This window comes from Enterobacter sp. JBIWA005 (assembly GCF_019968805.1).
GTDB lineage: Bacteria > Pseudomonadota > Gammaproteobacteria > Enterobacterales > Enterobacteriaceae > Enterobacter > Enterobacter vonholyi.
Map to the genome: position 1 here is coordinate 2,451,855 of NZ_CP074159.1, position 15,752 is coordinate 2,467,606.

Here is a 15,752-nt window from a genome sequence, read left to right on the forward strand (position 1 = left end):
AAAAACGTAAATTACTAATGGGCCGATTGGGCATAATGGTTTTAAACAAAACGAATCGGAATGTAGATAAAGACCCAAGAGAGGCTGCGGAGAGGCACAACGTGATGAGAACTGCTTTATAAAACTACGTCAGATATTTATTTGGACTCAAAACCAGAAGACCATTAACGCACGGCGCTGACGACAAAGCAAGCAGTTTTATGCGTAAAATTCATAAAAACAGTATTTTTATTCCTCATCCGAGAAGTATATCAGATGGCTAAAGCATGAGTATTATGCCAACTGTTATGGTTAAAAATCACTTTTCTGAGTCTGATAGTCAGATCTTCGCCCCTATACCATAACAGCACACCGTTTGACATTGAGGCTGTGCATGTTTGGTTTAGATGCGTTTCACCTTGCACGGATACAGTTTGCCTTTACCGTATCCTTTCACATTATTTTCCCGGCCATTACCATCGGTCTTGCAAGCTATCTTGCCGTGCTCGAAGGGTTGTGGCTGAAAACAAAAAATCCGGTCTGGCGCTCGCTGTACCATTTCTGGTCGAAGATTTTTGCCGTCAACTTTGGCATGGGCGTGGTGTCCGGGCTGGTGATGGCCTACCAGTTTGGCACCAACTGGAGCGGCTTTTCGCAATTTGCGGGCAGTATTACCGGCCCGCTTCTGACCTATGAAGTGCTTACCGCCTTCTTCCTCGAAGCCGGGTTCCTCGGCGTAATGCTGTTCGGCTGGAACAAGGTCGGACCGGGTTTGCATTTTTTCTCCACCTGCATGGTGGCGCTGGGGACCATTATCTCTACCTTCTGGATCCTCTCTTCAAACAGCTGGATGCAGACCCCGCAGGGCTATGAGATCGTCAACGGTCAGGTGGTGCCGGTGGACTGGTTCGCGGTGGTGTTTAATCCCTCCTTCCCTTACCGCCTGCTGCATATGTCGATAGCCGCGTTCCTGAGCAGCGCCCTGTTTGTGGGCGCCTCCGCGGCATGGCATCTGCTGCGCGGGAATAATACCCCCGCCATCCGGGCGATGTTTTCGATGGCGCTGTGGATGACGCTGATCGTCGCCCCCATCCAGGCCATGGTTGGCGATATGCACGGGTTGAACACCTTAAAGCACCAGCCCGCCAAGATAGCCGCGATTGAAGGACACTGGGAAAATCCGCCGGGTGAGCCTACCCCGCTGCTGCTGTTTGGCTGGCCGGATATGGAGCAGGAGCGCACCCGCTTTGGGCTGGAGATCCCGGCGCTGGGGAGTCTCATCCTGACGCACAGTCTGGATAAACAGGTTCCGGCGCTGAAAGAGTTTCCAAAGGAAGAACGCCCGAATTCCACCATCGTCTTCTGGTCGTTCCGCATTATGGCGGGTCTGGGCATGCTGATGCTGCTTCTCGGGGTAACGGCACTCTGGCTTCGCTATAAAAATCGCGTTTATTCGTCGCGCCCCTTCCTGTGGTTTGCGCTGTTGATGGGGCCATCGGGGCTGATTGCCATTCTGGCCGGATGGATCACCACTGAAGTGGGCCGCCAGCCGTGGGTGGTCTATGGGCTCCAGCGAACGAAGGATGCGGTTTCTGCCCACGGAGACCTGCACATGAGCGTGAGCCTGCTGGCCTTCTTCGTCGTCTATACCTCGGTATTCGGCGTGGGTTACAGCTATATGGTGCGCCTCATCCGAAAAGGCCCGCAGCCGCATGAATCTTTCGCCACCGAGTCCGACGGACGTCCGGCGCGCCCGCTTTCTGCCGTCACAACTGAACATAAGGAGCAGCCATAATGGGTATTGATCTTTCCATTATCTGGTTTGTGATCATCGTTTTCGCCACGCTGATGTATATCGTCATGGACGGTTTTGATCTGGGGATTGGCATTCTGTTCCCGGCAACGTAGAACGCCGACGATCGCGACGTAATGGTCAACAGCGTCGCGCCGGTCTGGGACGGAAATGAAACCTGGCTGGTGCTTGGCGGCGCTGCGCTGTTCGGCGCATTCCCACTTGCCTACGCGGTGATCGTGGATGCCCTCACCATTCCGCTGACGTTAATGCTGATCGGACTTATTTTCCGCGGGGTGGCATTTGAATTTCGTTTTAAGGCCACCCCGGCGCACCGTCCTTTCTGGGATAAGGCGTTTATAGGCGGTTCCATTCTGGCGACGTTTACTCAGGGCGTGACGGTGGGCGCCGTCATTAACGGCTTTACCGTCACCGGCCGGGCCTATACCGGCGGCCCCTTTGACTGGTTTACCGCGTTTAACCTGTTTTGCGGCGCCGGGCTGGTGGTGGCCTATGCGCTGTTAGGCTCGACCTGGCTGGTGATGAAAAGCGAAAACGCGCTGCAGCAGCGGATGCGCGAGGTATCGAAAACGCTGTTAATCGTGCTGCTGGCGTTTATTGCCGCCATTAGCCTCTGGACGCCGCTGGCACAATCGGCCATCGCCGCGCGCTGGTTTACGCTGCCGAATCTGTTTTATCTGCTGCCGGTTCCTGCTCTGGTGGTGATTTTTAGCCTGTACCAGTGGCGCTGCCTGAATAATCCCGCCAGCCATAGCCGTCCGTTTATTCTGACATTGGGGCTGGTATTCCTCGGCTTTAGCGGGCTTGGGATCAGCATCTGGCCGCATATTATTCCACCGTCGATCACCCTGTGGCAGGCCGCCGCACCGGCGCAAAGCCAGGGCTTTATGCTGGTCGGCGCGCTGTTGATCATTCCCGTTATTCTGGTCTACACCTTCTGGAGTTATTACGTATTTCGCGGCAAAGTTCAGCATGGGGAGGGTTATCACTGATGCAACAACCGGTCTGGAAAAGATTACTGTGGCTGGCCATTATCTGGGGCGGCAGCGTACTGGCGTTGGCTGCTGTCAGCATGCTCTTCCGTATGCTGATGACGGCTGCCGGGTTTAAATCGCATTAACATCATTCCGGGCAACCGCTGCGTTGCCCTGTTCCCCCGCACTTTCAGATAAACCCCATTAACGCGCGACAGCGTATCGTTACACTGGAAAAAGATTCACAGTGTTTATAGTTTGAGAAGAAAAATGAAAAAGCTCATCGCGTTAAGTGTTATCAGTCTTGTTCTTACCGGCTGCGTTAACCCGGGTAAAGCCTCCGTTCAGCCGGAGCAACTTCAGAATCACCGCTTCGTGCTGGAAAACGTGAACGGTAAGGCCGTGAAGACCTCGACAACGCAACCTGAGCTCAGTTTTAGCGCGCTGCCAGACATCAGCCTGGTGAATAACATCAGCGTTTCCGGCCAGATGTGTAACCGCTTCAACGGACAGGGGAAATTGTCCGAAGGCGAGCTTAAGGTTAAAACGCTGGCCATGACGCGCAAGCTCTGTACTGAACAGCAGCTGAATGAGCTGGATCAGGCCATCGGCGACATGCTGCGCAAAGGGGCGCAGGTCGACCTGACTGAAGACCAGTTAACGCTGGCGACAGCCGATAAAACGCTGATGTTTAAGCGTGTAGAATAATCAGTAGTTACCGCAGCTTCCAACGGCAAGCGACTGTTCGCTACAGCGTTTGCCGTTTGGCAAGGCGCACATCCCAATAGCAGAACCATCAAGCTGGCGAGCGACAGACAGCGAACCGCCAATCATTGCGCAGTTAGCCTGACCAGAGCTGGACATCGCCGCTTTCATTCCCGGCGCCACGTGGGCTGCCGTTGCCTGCTGAACGGGTTCACTGCTACATGCCGACAACAATAATGCGGCACACCCTACCAAAAACGCTGAGCGCATGCTTTCTCCCCCATAAATGATGCGAAACCTATGCATAATAGGCATCACAGCCCATGTCGTCGAGAGCGAAAGTGCGTATTTATGCGCTCCGGAAACAATTTCTCGCAATTTTTTCGCCAAAAGTTTGATCTACTCATTGATGGCGAGAATACCAAGGACACAAAAGCGAAAATCGTAAAATCCCCCGTTTGCTAGAATACACAGATAATATTCAGGGTTTGTTGCCGTAATACAGACCCCTATTTTTTGCGCAATGTAAGGGTGTTGTCCTATGCAAACTATTGACGGTAATGGTGCAGTTGCCTCAGTCGCGTTTCGCACCAGTGAAGTTATCGCCATCTACCCGATTACGCCAAGTTCTACCATGGCCGAGCAGGCGGATGCATGGGCTGGTAACGGGTTAAAAAACGTCTGGGGCGATGTCCCGAGAGTGGTTGAAATGCAGTCAGAAGCCGGTGCGATTGCCACTGTGCACGGCGCGCTGCAAACCGGCGCGCTTTCCACGTCGTTTACCTCATCTCAGGGATTGCTGTTAATGATCCCTACTCTGTACAAACTCGCTGGTCAACTGACCCCCTTCGTTCTTCACGTTGCGGCGCGTACCGTTGCCACTCACGCGCTCTCTATCTTTGGCGATCACTCTGACGTGATGGCGGTACGCCAGACCGGCTGCGCGATGCTGTGCGCCAGCAGCGTTCAGGAAGCCCAGGACTTTGCCTTAATTTCACATATCGCCACGCTTAAAAGCCGCGTGCCGTTTATTCACTTCTTTGATGGTTTCCGAACCTCTCACGAAATTAACAAAATCGTCCCGCTGGCTGACGAGACAATCCTGAATCTGCTCCCGCAGGCGGACATTGACGCGCATCGTGCCCGGGCCCTTAATCCGGAACACCCGGTTATTCGTGGCACATCGGCAAACCCGGATACCTATTTCCAGTCCCGCGAGGCCACGAACCCGTGGTACAACGCGGTTTACGACCATGTTGAACAGGCTATGAATGACTTTGCCGCCGCGACCGGTCGGGAATATAAACCTTTTGAGTACTACGGCCATCCGCAGGCGGAACGGGTCATTGTGCTGATGGGGTCGGCCATTGGCACCTGCGAGGAAGTTGTTGATGAACTGCTGACGCGCGGCGAAAAAGTTGGCGTGCTTAAGGTGCGGCTCTATCGCCCGTTCTCGGCCAAACATCTGCTTTCGGCTCTGCCTGAAAGCGCGCGCGCTGTGGCGGTGCTCGACCGTACCAAGGAGCCGGGCGCGCAGGCAGAACCGCTGTATCTGGATGTGATGACGGCCCTGGCAGAAGCCTTTAATCAGGGCGAACGTGAAACGCTGCCGCGCGTGATCGGAGGTCGCTATGGGTTATCGTCCAAGGAATTTGGGCCGGACTGCGTGCTGGCGGTATTCAACGAACTCAGCGAAGCGAAGCCCAAGCCGCGCTTTACCGTCGGTATTTATGATGATGTGACGAATCTGTCCCTGTCGTTGCCGGAAAATACTCTGCCCTCGACCGCCAAACTTGAGGCGCTGTTCTATGGTCTGGGCAGCGACGGCAGCGTCTCCGCGACAAAAAACAACATCAAAATCATCGGCAACTCAACGCCATGCTACGCCCAGGGATACTTCGTCTACGACTCCAAAAAAGCAGGCGGCCTGACCGTTTCCCACCTGCGCGTGAGCGAACAGCCCATTCGCTCCGCGTATCTTATTTCTCAGGCTGATTTTGTTGGCTGTCACCAGCTGCAGTTTATCGATAAATACCAGATGGCCGAGCGCCTGAAGCCCGGCGGTATTTTCCTCCTGAATACGCCGTACAGCGCGGATGAGGTCTGGTCTCGCCTGCCGCAGGAAGTGCAGGCGGTGCTGAACCAGAAAAAAGCCCGTTTATTTGTGGTGAATGCGGCAAAAATTGCCCGCGAATGTGGCCTGGCCGCGCGCATCAATACCGTTATGCAGATGGCCTTCTTCCATCTGACCAATATTCTGCCGGGCGACAGCGCGCTGGCGGAACTGCAGGGCGCGATTGCCAAAAGCTACAGCAGCAAAGGACAGGAATTAGTCGAGCGTAACTGGCAGGCGCTGGCGCTGGCGCGCGAGTCGCTGTATGAGGTACCGCTGCAGCCGGTCAATGCCGAAAGCCCGAACCGCCCTCCGGTGGTGTCCGATGCGGCGCCTGATTTCGTTAAGACCGTGACGGCGGCGATGCTGGCCGGTCTGGGTGATGCCTTGCCCGTCTCTGCGCTGCCGCCGGATGGCACCTGGCCGATGGGCACCACGCGCTGGGAAAAACGTAACATCGCCGAAGCGATCCCTATCTGGAAAGAAGAACTGTGTACCCAGTGCAACCACTGCGTAGCGGCATGCCCGCACTCGGCCATTCGTGCCAAAGTGGTTTCACCGGAAGAAATGGAATCCGCCCCAGCCAGCCTGCATTCACTGGATGTGAAATCCCGCGATATGCGCGGTCAGAAATACGTTCTGCAGGTCGCGCCGGAAGATTGCACCGGCTGTAACCTTTGCGTCGAGGTCTGTCCGGCGAAAGACAGGCAGGACCCGGAGATCAAAGCCATCAATATGATGTCGCGTCTGGAGCACGTTGAAGAGGAGAAAATTAATTACGACTTCTTCCTGAATCTGCCGGAAATCGATCGCAGCAAACTGGAACGTATTGATATTCGCACTTCGCAGCTGATCACGCCGCTGTTTGAATACTCCGGCGCCTGTTCAGGCTGCGGTGAAACGCCGTATATCAAGCTGCTTACCCAGCTGTACGGTGACAGGATGCTGATTGCCAACGCAACCGGCTGTTCGTCTATTTATGGCGGTAACCTGCCCTCCACGCCCTACACCACCGATGCCAACGGTCGCGGTCCGGCATGGGCAAACTCGCTGTTCGAGGACAACGCCGAATTTGGTCTGGGCTTCCGCCTGACCGTTGATCAGCACCGCGCACGCGTGATGCGCCTGCTGGAGCAGTTTGCCGGGCAGCTTCCTGCCGGGCTCAATGACGCGCTTCATGCGGATGCAACGCCAGAAGAACGTCGTGAGCAAGTTGCCGAGCTGCGTCAGGCGCTTCAGGGCGTGGCGGGAGCTGAGCAGCTGCTGACCGACGCGGACGCGCTGGTCGAAAAATCGATCTGGCTGATTGGCGGTGACGGCTGGGCTTACGACATCGGCTTTGGCGGGCTGGATCACGTGCTGAGCCTGACCGAAAACGTCAATATCCTGGTTCTGGATACGCAGTGTTATTCCAACACCGGTGGTCAGGCGTCGAAAGCGACACCGTTAGGCGCTGTGACGAAATTCGGCGAACACGGCAAACGCAAGGCGCGCAAAGATCTCGGTGTAAGCATGATGATGTACGGTCACGTTTACGTCGCGCAAATTTCGCTGGGTGCCCAGCTTAACCAGACGGTAAAAGCGATTCAGGAAGCGGAAGCGTATCCTGGCCCATCGCTGATCGTTGCATACAGCCCTTGCGAAGAGCATGGCTACGATCTGGCGCTCAGCCACGACCAGATGCGTCAGCTGACCGCGACGGGCTTCTGGCCGCTGTACCGGTTCGACCCGCGTCGTGCTGATGAGGGTAAATTACCGCTGGCACTGGATTCGCGTCCGCCGTCAGATGCCCTGGCCGAGACCTTAATGCAGGAACAGCGCTTCCGTCGCCTTAACGCGCAGCAGCCGGAAGTGGCCGAACAGCTCTGGAAAGATGCCGCGGCCGATCTGCAAAAACGTTATGACTTCCTGGCGCAAATGGCGGGTAAAGCCGAAAAACCGACCAGCGACTAGTACCTCTGCCCGGCTTGTCCGGGCATATTTTTGCCATAAAAAAGCCCGGCGCATTCACACCGGGCGAATCCAGATAATCAATGAATATCTATTTTGTTTGCTTAATAGCATTCGTGTTAATTATGATTCAATCATCTTAAAAGCATATAAATGCATATAACACCATCAAGAAAACAGTAATTAACAACCAATTAATAATTGCTATTTAATGTACTCACTTTTAAATCATTCACCCGACCAATGATCATTTCCGCTGATTTATTCGGTTTAGATTTAACTTATTTCGTAACAATTATATTTTATTACTCTCCTACAGGGGTGATTTAGCATGAGACAACTTTCTCATTCTGAAAGTTCAACAGGTAATTAAATAAAAACAACTGCAAAGGAATATCACAATGCAAAGAAAAGTACTGGCCCTGATGATTCCGGCTCTGTTAATGGCTGGCGCAACTCATGCAGCAGAGATTTATAATAAAGACGGTAACAAATTAGATCTGTATGGAAAAGTAGATGGTCTGCACTATTTCTCCGACGATAAAGGTGCTGACGGCGATCAAACCTACCTGCGTCTGGGCTTCAAAGGCGAAACCCAGATCAACGACATGATGACCGGCTACGCGCAGTGGGAATACAACATTCAGGCTAATAATACGGAAGGGTCTGATAATCAGTCCTGGACGCGTCTGGCCTTCGCTGGTGTAAAGGTGGGTGACTACGGCTCCTTCGATTATGGTCGTAACTACGGCGTGCTGTACGACGTAGAAGGCTGGACCGATATGCTGCCTGAGTTCGGCGGAGACTCCTACTCTAAAGCCGACAACTTTATGACCAGCCGCGCCAACGGTGTGGCAACCTACCGTAACACCGACTTCTACGGTCTGGTGCAGGGCCTGAACTTTGCGCTGCAGTATCAGGGCAAAAATGAAGATGCCAGCAACAACCAGGAAGGCACCAACAACGGCCGCGACACGCGTCACGAGAACGGCGACGGCTTCGGTATTTCTACCACCTATGACTTCGGCATGGGCATTACTGCAGGTGCGGCGTACACCTCTTCAGATCGCACCAACGAGCAGGTCATGAATACCACTGCGGGCGGTGACAAAGCGGATGCGTGGACTGCGGGTCTGAAATATGACGCCAATAACATCTATCTGGCGGCAATGTACTCTGAAACCCGTAATATGACACCGTATGGTGATAAAACCAATTCCGTAGCGAATAAAACCCAGAACTTTGAAGTGACCGCCCAGTACCAGTTCGACTTTGGCCTGCGTCCGTCCCTTTCCTACCTGCAGTCGAAAGGTAAGGACCTGGGCAACGGTCAGGGCGATCGGGATCTGGTTAAATACGCTGACGTAGGCGCGACCTACTACTTCAATAAAAACATGTCCACCTACGTTGATTACAAAATTAACCTGCTGGATGAAGATGACAGCTTCTACAAAAACAACGGCATCGGCACGGATGACGTCGTAGCGTTAGGTCTGGTTTACCAGTTCTGATTGTCAGAGCCCGCATCATGGTGCGGGCTCGCTTGTTTTTGAAGTAAGTCACAAAAGATAGTTTCAGAAAGGGATTGGTTGAGGGAAAGTTGAAAGAAAGCTGGTTAGACTACGGAGATAGCCCTTTTGTCATTAAGGATAACAGCGTTGTTTGGTCGTGTATCTCTTGCCGTCCTTACCCTTTTAGCATTGGTGTGGATGGCGTTAATTTTTGATTTTGGTGATATTGTCGGGCATCTCGGCGCGCTGTTAAACCATCTGGATGGCAGTTGACCGTTTACCAGGAAACAAAAAGCCACCAGCAGTGCCGGTGGCGGATATACGCATAGGTCGCGTTATTTTTTCACAGGTTGAGGCTTTTTATCGCCTGATTCAGGGGCCTCACGCGGATCGTCTTTTTCAACACAAAGCATAGTTTCTCCTGTATCAGATAACCATTCTCCACTATAGCCAGGCTGATTAAAGAGTGGCCAGGCGGCAATCATGCCTGCTGTTCACCTTTCTCGCGAAAAGTGAGATAGCCAAATACGCCACTTTCTCCATCCATGGGATGGTTAACCCCGTCCATCACCTTCACCTCTGGAAAATCAAATGGTGAAACGTTTTCAAAACAGGCGACATTCACGCCATATTCGTTTGGGTTAGAACGCCGCTGATCGAACGTGTAGATCCCGCACACCGAGCAGAAGAAATGCCGTGCCGTTCCCGTGTTAAAGCGGTACTCGGTGAGCTTATCCTCACCTTTGGTCACCGTAATCCCCGACAGCGGCGCAGAAACGACGACAGCGCCTCGCATTCGACAAAAGGAACAGCTGCAGCGCCGCGCGGTGTTGAGGCCATCAGTAAGTTCAACGGTGAATGCCACCGCACCGCAGTGGCACTTCGCATTTCGTCTTTCAGCCATGGGCTATACCCCTTTTCTCACGAGCTCGGCCGCTTTAACGAAAACCTCGTCTTCTACACCATCGCCTTTTTGCCTGCCGAGTCTGACCAGTTCATCCACTATACTGTTGCGATGGATCGGTTTTTGCGCTGAAACCAGCCCAATAACGGCGGCCCCAATCGCCAGCCCCACTAATCCGGTTTGTTCATCTTTGTTTTTCATATTCATGCTCCTGGTACAACAAACAAGGGTAGCAGGAATATGGTAAAACGGAATGCCAGACACATGATTCGTGAATAATATTTAAACAGTTCAAACAGGTACGACTTCTAAAATCGACAGATACGAACGGGTGTCTATTATTTTGTTTAGCTTCAGACGAGTCTTTTCAAACAAGGTCTGATACTCAGACTCTGTTCTTGCCCGTCCTCCATCAAAGCTTGTTAACAAAAGAAGGTCAATTTCAAATCGTCCCTGTTCATTATTTTCTTTTTTAATAAGTGGTTCAAAAATTAATATCCTGGAGTTTTCTTTCATAGCATTTCTGCAGCATTGAAGTATCTGAATGGCCTTTTCATCAGGCCAGTCCATTAAAATGTATTTGAGTAGATAAATGTCTGCTACAGGACAGGCTTCAAAAAAACTGCCCTCAACGGTCTCCCATCGGCGATGATCATTCAACAGATACAGTCGATTCCGCTCAAGCACGTCTGTTTGATCGAAAAGGATCCCCGTCAGAGTCGGGTTTCGACGTAAAACGGCCAGCAATAAATTACCCAGCCCACCGGCGATATCGGCAACGACAGCGTTTTGAGGGAATGAATAGCTATCTGCGATGACTTCATTCTCTACGGATGACATAGAGGCCATACCGGCATGAAAAATGTTGCTGTCAGCCCCACTATCGTCATGCTGCCAGTACTCGTAAAAAGGCTTACCAAACAATTCATTAAAGACAGGTTTGCCTTGCAATATCTCATCCATTTTTGCCGCTGGCTGCCAGAATGTCTGGTCTGTCAGCATGAGCACTGCTGCACGCAAGGAAAATTCATGCTCAGAACAGAGGAATTGTGCTGATTGGCTAAGGCTGTATTCGGCGTCAGATAATTCGTTGAAAACCCCACGAGAGGACAATAAGCGCATGATTCGATGAAGATAGTCAACGTCGACATTCAACTCCTTCGCCAGTTGATTCACGGATTTTTTTCCATCAACCAGACGATCTGCGACCCCTAATACCGCGACAGCCCGAAGTGCTGCCTGCCAGACAAAACCCATACTTTGCTCTAACAAACACATTCCTTCTTTACGGCTTAGTAAATCCAGACTATTACGTTGTGACATTTTCTGCTCCTTACCAATAAAGATGTGTTGAACAACTAAAAAGTTGCTAACAAGCCTAAGTCTGGCAGTGAGCTTTATCCATAATCTCAGCAAGGTTTAGTTATGCTGTTTCGTATTGGTTTGCATACAGTACATTTAAACACGTAAAAAAACAGGGCCACTTACTCTTCATTTTGATTAGTAATGCGTAGAAACTATTACTTTGTAAATGATTATCTTACACCCAAAAAAAGCCTGTAACAAAACAGGCATTCTCTATTTAGAATCTCGGCGTCAGCCCATACTTTGGCGTTTTGATATTTGCAGCCCAAACCTTGATATTGTTTTGCAACAGAATAGTGAAATCTGATTTTAAATGCGTCACCATACCATTGACGCTGTCCGCATCAACCACAGAAAAATGTTCAATTCTATTTTGCCCTACCTCAACACAATAATATTTTGCGGGCAGCTCCTTACCATTCACATTTAGCGGCTGGTTGTTTTCACCACAACGGCCTTCAGTAATAAATGACACCAGCAAGTTAGCGGATTTCTTCCCTGGCTGAGAAACACTCACCATGACCGGGAAACCTTCCGATGTCTGTGTCATATCATAAAGGACGGCATTTTTTATATACCAGGTATTATATTCCCGCTCCTGAAAAGCAGACCAGGAAGGCGTAGAAAAGACCACCAGCACAACCAGTATAAGAGATTCTATTTTCATGGGATGTTGTCGTCCGTGTTGTTGCACGTATTATTCAGATTGTGCAAAAAACAGCAACCCCTTAAGAAAAGGCCTACTACTATTGGCAGTAACGGAGGGATTAATACAAAGAAGAATAAGAAGATAAATGGTAAACCACCGCCATCATGGCGATGCTGACCACGACGCTGATGAAAAAGTACTTTTTGAAAGGCTGCTTTTGGGTTTTATGGCGAAAGAGCTGTTGCCCCACAATGGCACCAGGCCAGCCACCTGTTACGCCAAATACCAGCAAAGTAGCTTCCGGCACCCTGCGCATCCCCTCCCGCGCCGCCATTTTATCGGCGCCATACAGGACTATTGTCAGCAGATTGATCAGCAGAAACCACGTGACCAGCGGATTGGTAGTAAGCAGGCTGCCGATCGCAGCGGTCATCAGAAGTAAGTAACAAAAGCGATTAAAGGACATAGCACGAGCCACTGGGGATTTAGCGGTTTTGGATGAAGCATTGTACGCTAAATCACGGAAATCTCAGAGTGTGACGTTTATTCTAAAAACATACTGAGACTCTGGCCATTACTGGTTGATATTCATACTGCGGTAATACGTAACTATTATTTCATTATGCTTTGGACGCTAGCATTTTTTTCTTAAAAAATTAACCTGAAACGCCTTACTTCGAAAACACAGCGCCAGAGTATTATTTTAACAAAAAAATAATTTTCACATCCATTAACCTGACGAGCATACGACAACATTGATTAGAATCATATTAAAGCTTAGGCTACTAATGTTTCTGATCAATCATTCCTTTTAGAACATTCAAAATAATGTTGAAAACAATTAATTTGACCCCCAGGTCAATAGACAACAAAATACGACTGCGGTTAAAACAATAATTGTCTGCATTTTTGGGGGATGATGTCCCCCCTTTTTTAATTCCCTCAGAAACAACCGAATAAAGATTATTCAACTCTTACTTTAACTTTGGGCTTCGATAAGAGAACTTTGATCAGCTCCTTGAAAGGAAGAGGTTTGTAGAAGTAGAACCCCTGTAAAAAACGGATATGATTGCTTGTGAGGTAATCAAGTTGCTCTTCTGTTTCAACGCCTTCCGCCACGATACTTATTGACAGTTTTTTTGCCAACTCCAGTACCGAATCAAGGATTAGCGTTGAGTCCTCATTCGCGTTAACCCTGGCAACAAAGCTTTGATCGATTTTAATGTAATCGATATGCAGGTCCTGCAGATAGGATAGACCGGAATATCCCGTGCCAAAGTCATCCAGTGCAATGGCAAATCCGTTATTGTGTAACTCATTCAGTGTGTTAACGAGGTGCTCATCAATGTCGAGTGGTTCACGCTCCGTCACCTCAACGACAAGGTTAAGATCCTGTTGAGTAAAACGGCGTTTGTAGTGGAGACACTCGCCAACAAAGGTGGGCGCAACGATATGAGAAGCGCTGAAGTTAATCCCTATGTGAAACCCTTCTGGCAACAATGACGAAATAGAATTCATTTGTATTGCAACCTGCTTCATTAAGCTCTGAGTCAAAGGAATAATTAAACCAGATTTCTCGGCAAGAGGAATGAAGGACGCGGGAGAAATAAACCCTGATTGAGGATGCTTCCATCTGGCCAGCACTTCGACGCCCCGCAAGATTCCCTCTTTGCCGCTCACAACAGGTTGGTAATACGGAATAATTTCATTTCTGTAAATGGCGATGCGCAGTGACTCTTCGGGTGAGACATCCTTGGAAATATAGCGCTGAAGAATATAAGCAGAAAGAGACGATATTATCAGCAGGAATAACACCACGCCTCCGGCTCGATTGAATAATCTCTTAAGACTAAAAAGAGGTGGAGAATTAAATTGTACCGAGAAAGGAAAAGCAGAGGCCTTGACCGTTAATACCTCTTTCTTCGTATGGTCTACCGTAGTCACATCGCCTGTCAGGCCTAAAAGGGTATTGCCTACTCTTAGAGAATATTCAACGCCGTTTAATGGCATATCCAGCGCATCCCGGATATGGCTATCACTGATACTAACGATGATTCGGCTTCCGGCGTGGGTTGTCTGGTATAAGAGAACCGGAAGACCGTTGACGGTACTCCCCGAAGGAACCAGGAGCAATGATGACTCAGGCAGCACTGAGCTATTAACCAACAATACGCGGTTTCCCGGTAATGAGGAGCACCAGACCGCGTTATTTTTCAGAATAATGATCGTTCTCAGGTGAGGCTGTAATGCTGCCTCGGTACCCAGCCGATATTGCCCTTCTGCATCACACTCATTCTCGGCAAGTTGCATTGCCATCTGAGTCGCATGACGGGCTTCTTTAAGAATAACGTTCATGTTCCGTACGACGTAGCGCGCCTCTGCCAGGCTGTCAGCACGTGCAGAATACCAAACCTGTAAATTGATGATAAAAACGCCGAGCAAAAACATTGTCGTGGCTGCAGCTAAGGGAATAGATGCATGGCGCATTCAGGGTTCTCTATTTGAGTAAAGTTGCCGCTTCAGCGATCCTGGAGTGATTGAATTATCTTCGTCTTAAGCATGGTTGATAAAGAAATAAATACCATATCAGGCGTCAGAAATTTTCTCGCAAGCCAGATGGAGGGGAAACAAAAGGCCGCCGAACGGCAGCCCTGGTGGATAAGTGTTTATTAGTACCGCTTTATTGTATTGATCGGGGTTCTTTCTGACCAGTCAGGTCGCTCGCCAGCCATGATTGCACGCTGTTGCGTTGGCGTCACAGACTGCGTTATTTCTGGCATTGACTTGTATTCGGGTTGCTTAGGTGGATTGAGAACCAGTTCGGAGCTACAGCCTGACATCAGCAAAACCGCCAGTAGGTATGAATTAAGCTTGAACACGTTAAACCCTTCCAATGGGATAAAGTTTTTAGAAAAGCGTGGTGCTGGTTGCATCCCGGTGACTCGTTACTCATATACAAAGCCACGCGGGTGGCTGCAGACAGCAGATTCACCACACAGATAACCCCATAAGGTTATATTTACTCGGGCAATACACGCAACGCTTTGTTTTCGTACCCACCAGAGCAAAAAGGTGGAAGGAAAGCCGACTACGCTTCTAATATCGAGGGGGTTTATGCTAAAAACGCTACTTCGTTTCTTTTGGTCAAATGTTAAGAAGGAATTTGAATGGTTAAGGTTGAGGAATTAAAAACGAAGTACCCTGGCGCAGCGGCCTGGCAATTGGGTGACAGCCCGGAACTGGCAAGCAAGCTTGCGGACCTGATTAAAAAAGGAATCAAAACGGCCACCTGCGGATCTTTTGCCTCGTACTCGCAGGATGTGTCTGCACCGCGGGTGGGGAGCTACAACATAATCCTTGATGGACAAAACGTCCCGGTCTGTGTGATCAGGCTGGTTTCACTGCGGCTGGTGCGTTTTTGCGATGTTACTGAAGAATTCGCTCGCAAAGAGGGTGAAGGTGATTTAAGCCTTGAATACTGGCAGAAAGAGCATCAGCGATTTTTCGTCCGCGAAGGCCATTTTTCTGAAGATATGGAACTGATCGCAGAAGAATTTGAATTGGTTGAGGTGCTGTAAGCGGAGATTAAGTGGCCAGGATGGTACCTTCGCTGAATTCGTTCCGGTTAAACACAACGTAAGTTCTCCCAGCGCTGGTCCTCATGGGAGCATCAAAATCTGCGATTTGTTTTTATGCCCAGAATGCGCAGGGGCACACAGAAAGCCTGCTACGCTTTTCGCGTATCGGCTCCGGATTTAATGAGCTGTAAAACGTGCTGGTATTCGTCGC

General features: G+C 50.2%; 15 protein-coding genes and 1 pseudogene. 8 read left to right on the forward strand and 8 right to left on the reverse strand.

Translation table 11 applies throughout. The features are described from left to right. Window positions 1-373: 373 nt before the first annotated feature. From KGP22_RS11590 to hslJ, 4 genes and pseudogenes are all read left to right on the forward strand, one after another. Window positions 374-1,774, forward strand: a complete 1,401-nt coding sequence (locus tag KGP22_RS11590) for a cytochrome ubiquinol oxidase subunit I (RefSeq protein WP_111963679.1) — start codon at window positions 374-376, stop codon at window positions 1,772-1,774. After that, window positions 1,774-2,784 (forward strand): annotated as a pseudogene (cydB, locus tag KGP22_RS11595) (cytochrome d ubiquinol oxidase subunit II). Before KGP22_RS11590 ends, cydB begins: the two are co-directional and overlap by 1 nt. After that, window positions 2,784-2,912, forward strand: coding sequence for a DUF2474 domain-containing protein (locus KGP22_RS11600; protein WP_008501283.1), 129 nt, complete (start codon window positions 2,784-2,786; stop codon window positions 2,910-2,912). Before cydB ends, KGP22_RS11600 begins: the two are co-directional and overlap by 1 nt. A gap of 124 nt (window positions 2,913-3,036) precedes the next feature. After that, entirely contained in the window at window positions 3,037-3,474 is a 438-nt protein-coding gene (gene hslJ, locus KGP22_RS11605; protein ID WP_111963681.1) for a heat shock protein HslJ, read from the forward strand. Here the strand turns inward: hslJ and KGP22_RS11610 are convergent, their stop codons facing one another. Then, window positions 3,475-3,741: a DUF333 domain-containing protein gene (locus KGP22_RS11610; RefSeq protein WP_032658293.1), complete on the reverse strand. Its 267-nt coding sequence runs from the start codon at window positions 3,739-3,741 to the stop codon at window positions 3,475-3,477. A gap of 271 nt (window positions 3,742-4,012) precedes the next feature. On the opposite strand from KGP22_RS11610, the gene nifJ reads away from it, so the two are divergent. The 3 genes from nifJ to KGP22_RS24235 all read left to right on the forward strand — a co-directional run bounded on the left by nifJ (window position 4,013) and on the right by KGP22_RS24235 (window position 9,318). After that, window positions 4,013-7,537, forward strand: coding sequence for a pyruvate:ferredoxin (flavodoxin) oxidoreductase (nifJ, locus tag KGP22_RS11615; RefSeq protein ID WP_223578965.1), 3,525 nt, complete (start codon window positions 4,013-4,015; stop codon window positions 7,535-7,537). Between the two features lie 398 nt (window positions 7,538-7,935). Continuing rightward, window positions 7,936-9,045, forward strand: coding sequence for a porin OmpC (ompC, locus tag KGP22_RS11620; RefSeq protein WP_149366998.1), 1,110 nt, complete (start codon window positions 7,936-7,938; stop codon window positions 9,043-9,045). Window positions 9,046-9,192: 147 nt separating this feature from the next. Next, window positions 9,193-9,318, forward strand: a complete 126-nt coding sequence (locus tag KGP22_RS24235; RefSeq protein ID WP_258525023.1) for a hypothetical protein — start codon at window positions 9,193-9,195, stop codon at window positions 9,316-9,318. 62 nt (window positions 9,319-9,380) lie between these two features. Here KGP22_RS24235 and KGP22_RS11625 read toward each other — a convergent pair whose 3' ends face one another. From KGP22_RS11625 to KGP22_RS11655, 7 genes are all read right to left on the reverse strand, one after another. Further along, window positions 9,381-9,458, reverse strand: a complete 78-nt coding sequence (locus KGP22_RS11625) for a hypothetical protein (RefSeq protein ID WP_223239581.1) — start codon at window positions 9,456-9,458, stop codon at window positions 9,381-9,383. A gap of 68 nt (window positions 9,459-9,526) precedes the next feature. Then, window positions 9,527-9,949 (reverse strand): GFA family protein, encoded by a 423-nt coding sequence (locus KGP22_RS11630; RefSeq protein ID WP_223578968.1) that lies wholly within the window; start codon window positions 9,947-9,949, stop codon window positions 9,527-9,529. 3 nt (window positions 9,950-9,952) lie between these two features. Further along, window positions 9,953-10,150, reverse strand: a complete 198-nt coding sequence (locus KGP22_RS11635; protein ID WP_023312007.1) for a hypothetical protein — start codon at window positions 10,148-10,150, stop codon at window positions 9,953-9,955. A 90-nt stretch (window positions 10,151-10,240) separates the two neighbouring features. Next, the gene (locus KGP22_RS11640; RefSeq protein WP_223578971.1) at window positions 10,241-11,272 is read right to left on the reverse strand and encodes a methyltransferase; all 1,032 of its coding nucleotides are present in this window, start codon (window positions 11,270-11,272) and stop codon (window positions 10,241-10,243) included. Between the two features lie 259 nt (window positions 11,273-11,531). Continuing rightward, on the reverse strand, window positions 11,532-11,981 hold the full coding sequence (locus KGP22_RS11645; protein WP_223578974.1) for a hypothetical protein: 450 nt from the start codon (window positions 11,979-11,981) through the stop codon (window positions 11,532-11,534). A 100-nt stretch (window positions 11,982-12,081) separates the two neighbouring features. Further along, on the reverse strand, window positions 12,082-12,429 hold the full coding sequence (locus KGP22_RS11650) for a DUF1294 domain-containing protein (RefSeq protein ID WP_223578978.1): 348 nt from the start codon (window positions 12,427-12,429) through the stop codon (window positions 12,082-12,084). Between the two features lie 497 nt (window positions 12,430-12,926). Further along, window positions 12,927-14,450, reverse strand: a complete 1,524-nt coding sequence (locus tag KGP22_RS11655; protein ID WP_223578980.1) for a cyclic diguanylate phosphodiesterase — start codon at window positions 14,448-14,450, stop codon at window positions 12,927-12,929. Window positions 14,451-15,130: 680 nt separating this feature from the next. Between KGP22_RS11655 and KGP22_RS11660 the strand changes: the two genes are divergently transcribed. Next, window positions 15,131-15,541 carry an ASCH domain-containing protein gene (locus tag KGP22_RS11660; RefSeq protein ID WP_149367002.1) on the forward strand — a complete coding sequence of 137 codons (411 nt, stop codon included), beginning with the start codon at window positions 15,131-15,133 and terminating at the stop codon, window positions 15,539-15,541. The last annotated feature ends 211 nt before the right edge of the window (window positions 15,542-15,752 follow it).

Excerpts from the sequence above, each read along its gene's own strand:
- KGP22_RS11610 (WP_032658293.1), bottom strand. The coding sequence starts at position 3,741 with ATGCGCTCAGCGTTTTTGGTAGGGTGTGCCGCATTATTGTTGTCGGCA.
- KGP22_RS11650 (WP_223578978.1), bottom strand. The coding sequence starts at position 12,429 with ATGTCCTTTAATCGCTTTTGTTACTTACTTCTGATGACCGCTGCGATC.
- KGP22_RS11640 (WP_223578971.1), bottom strand. The coding sequence starts at position 11,272 with ATGTCACAACGTAATAGTCTGGATTTACTAAGCCGTAAAGAAGGAATG.
- nifJ (WP_223578965.1), top strand. The coding sequence starts at position 4,013 with ATGCAAACTATTGACGGTAATGGTGCAGTTGCCTCAGTCGCGTTTCGC.
- KGP22_RS11600 (WP_008501283.1), top strand. The coding sequence starts at position 2,784 with ATGCAACAACCGGTCTGGAAAAGATTACTGTGGCTGGCCATTATCTGG.
- KGP22_RS11655 (WP_223578980.1), bottom strand. The coding sequence starts at position 14,450 with ATGCGCCATGCATCTATTCCCTTAGCTGCAGCCACGACAATGTTTTTG.
- KGP22_RS11630 (WP_223578968.1), bottom strand. The coding sequence starts at position 9,949 with ATGGCTGAAAGACGAAATGCGAAGTGCCACTGCGGTGCGGTGGCATTC.
- KGP22_RS11590 (WP_111963679.1), top strand. The coding sequence starts at position 374 with ATGTTTGGTTTAGATGCGTTTCACCTTGCACGGATACAGTTTGCCTTT.
- KGP22_RS11635 (WP_023312007.1), bottom strand. The coding sequence starts at position 10,150 with ATGAAAAACAAAGATGAACAAACCGGATTAGTGGGGCTGGCGATTGGG.
- ompC (WP_149366998.1), top strand. The coding sequence starts at position 7,936 with ATGCAAAGAAAAGTACTGGCCCTGATGATTCCGGCTCTGTTAATGGCT.
- KGP22_RS11660 (WP_149367002.1), top strand. The coding sequence starts at position 15,131 with ATGGTTAAGGTTGAGGAATTAAAAACGAAGTACCCTGGCGCAGCGGCC.
- KGP22_RS11625 (WP_223239581.1), bottom strand. The coding sequence starts at position 9,458 with ATGCTTTGTGTTGAAAAAGACGATCCGCGTGAGGCCCCTGAATCAGGC.
- hslJ (WP_111963681.1), top strand. The coding sequence starts at position 3,037 with ATGAAAAAGCTCATCGCGTTAAGTGTTATCAGTCTTGTTCTTACCGGC.
- KGP22_RS11645 (WP_223578974.1), bottom strand. The coding sequence starts at position 11,981 with ATGAAAATAGAATCTCTTATACTGGTTGTGCTGGTGGTCTTTTCTACG.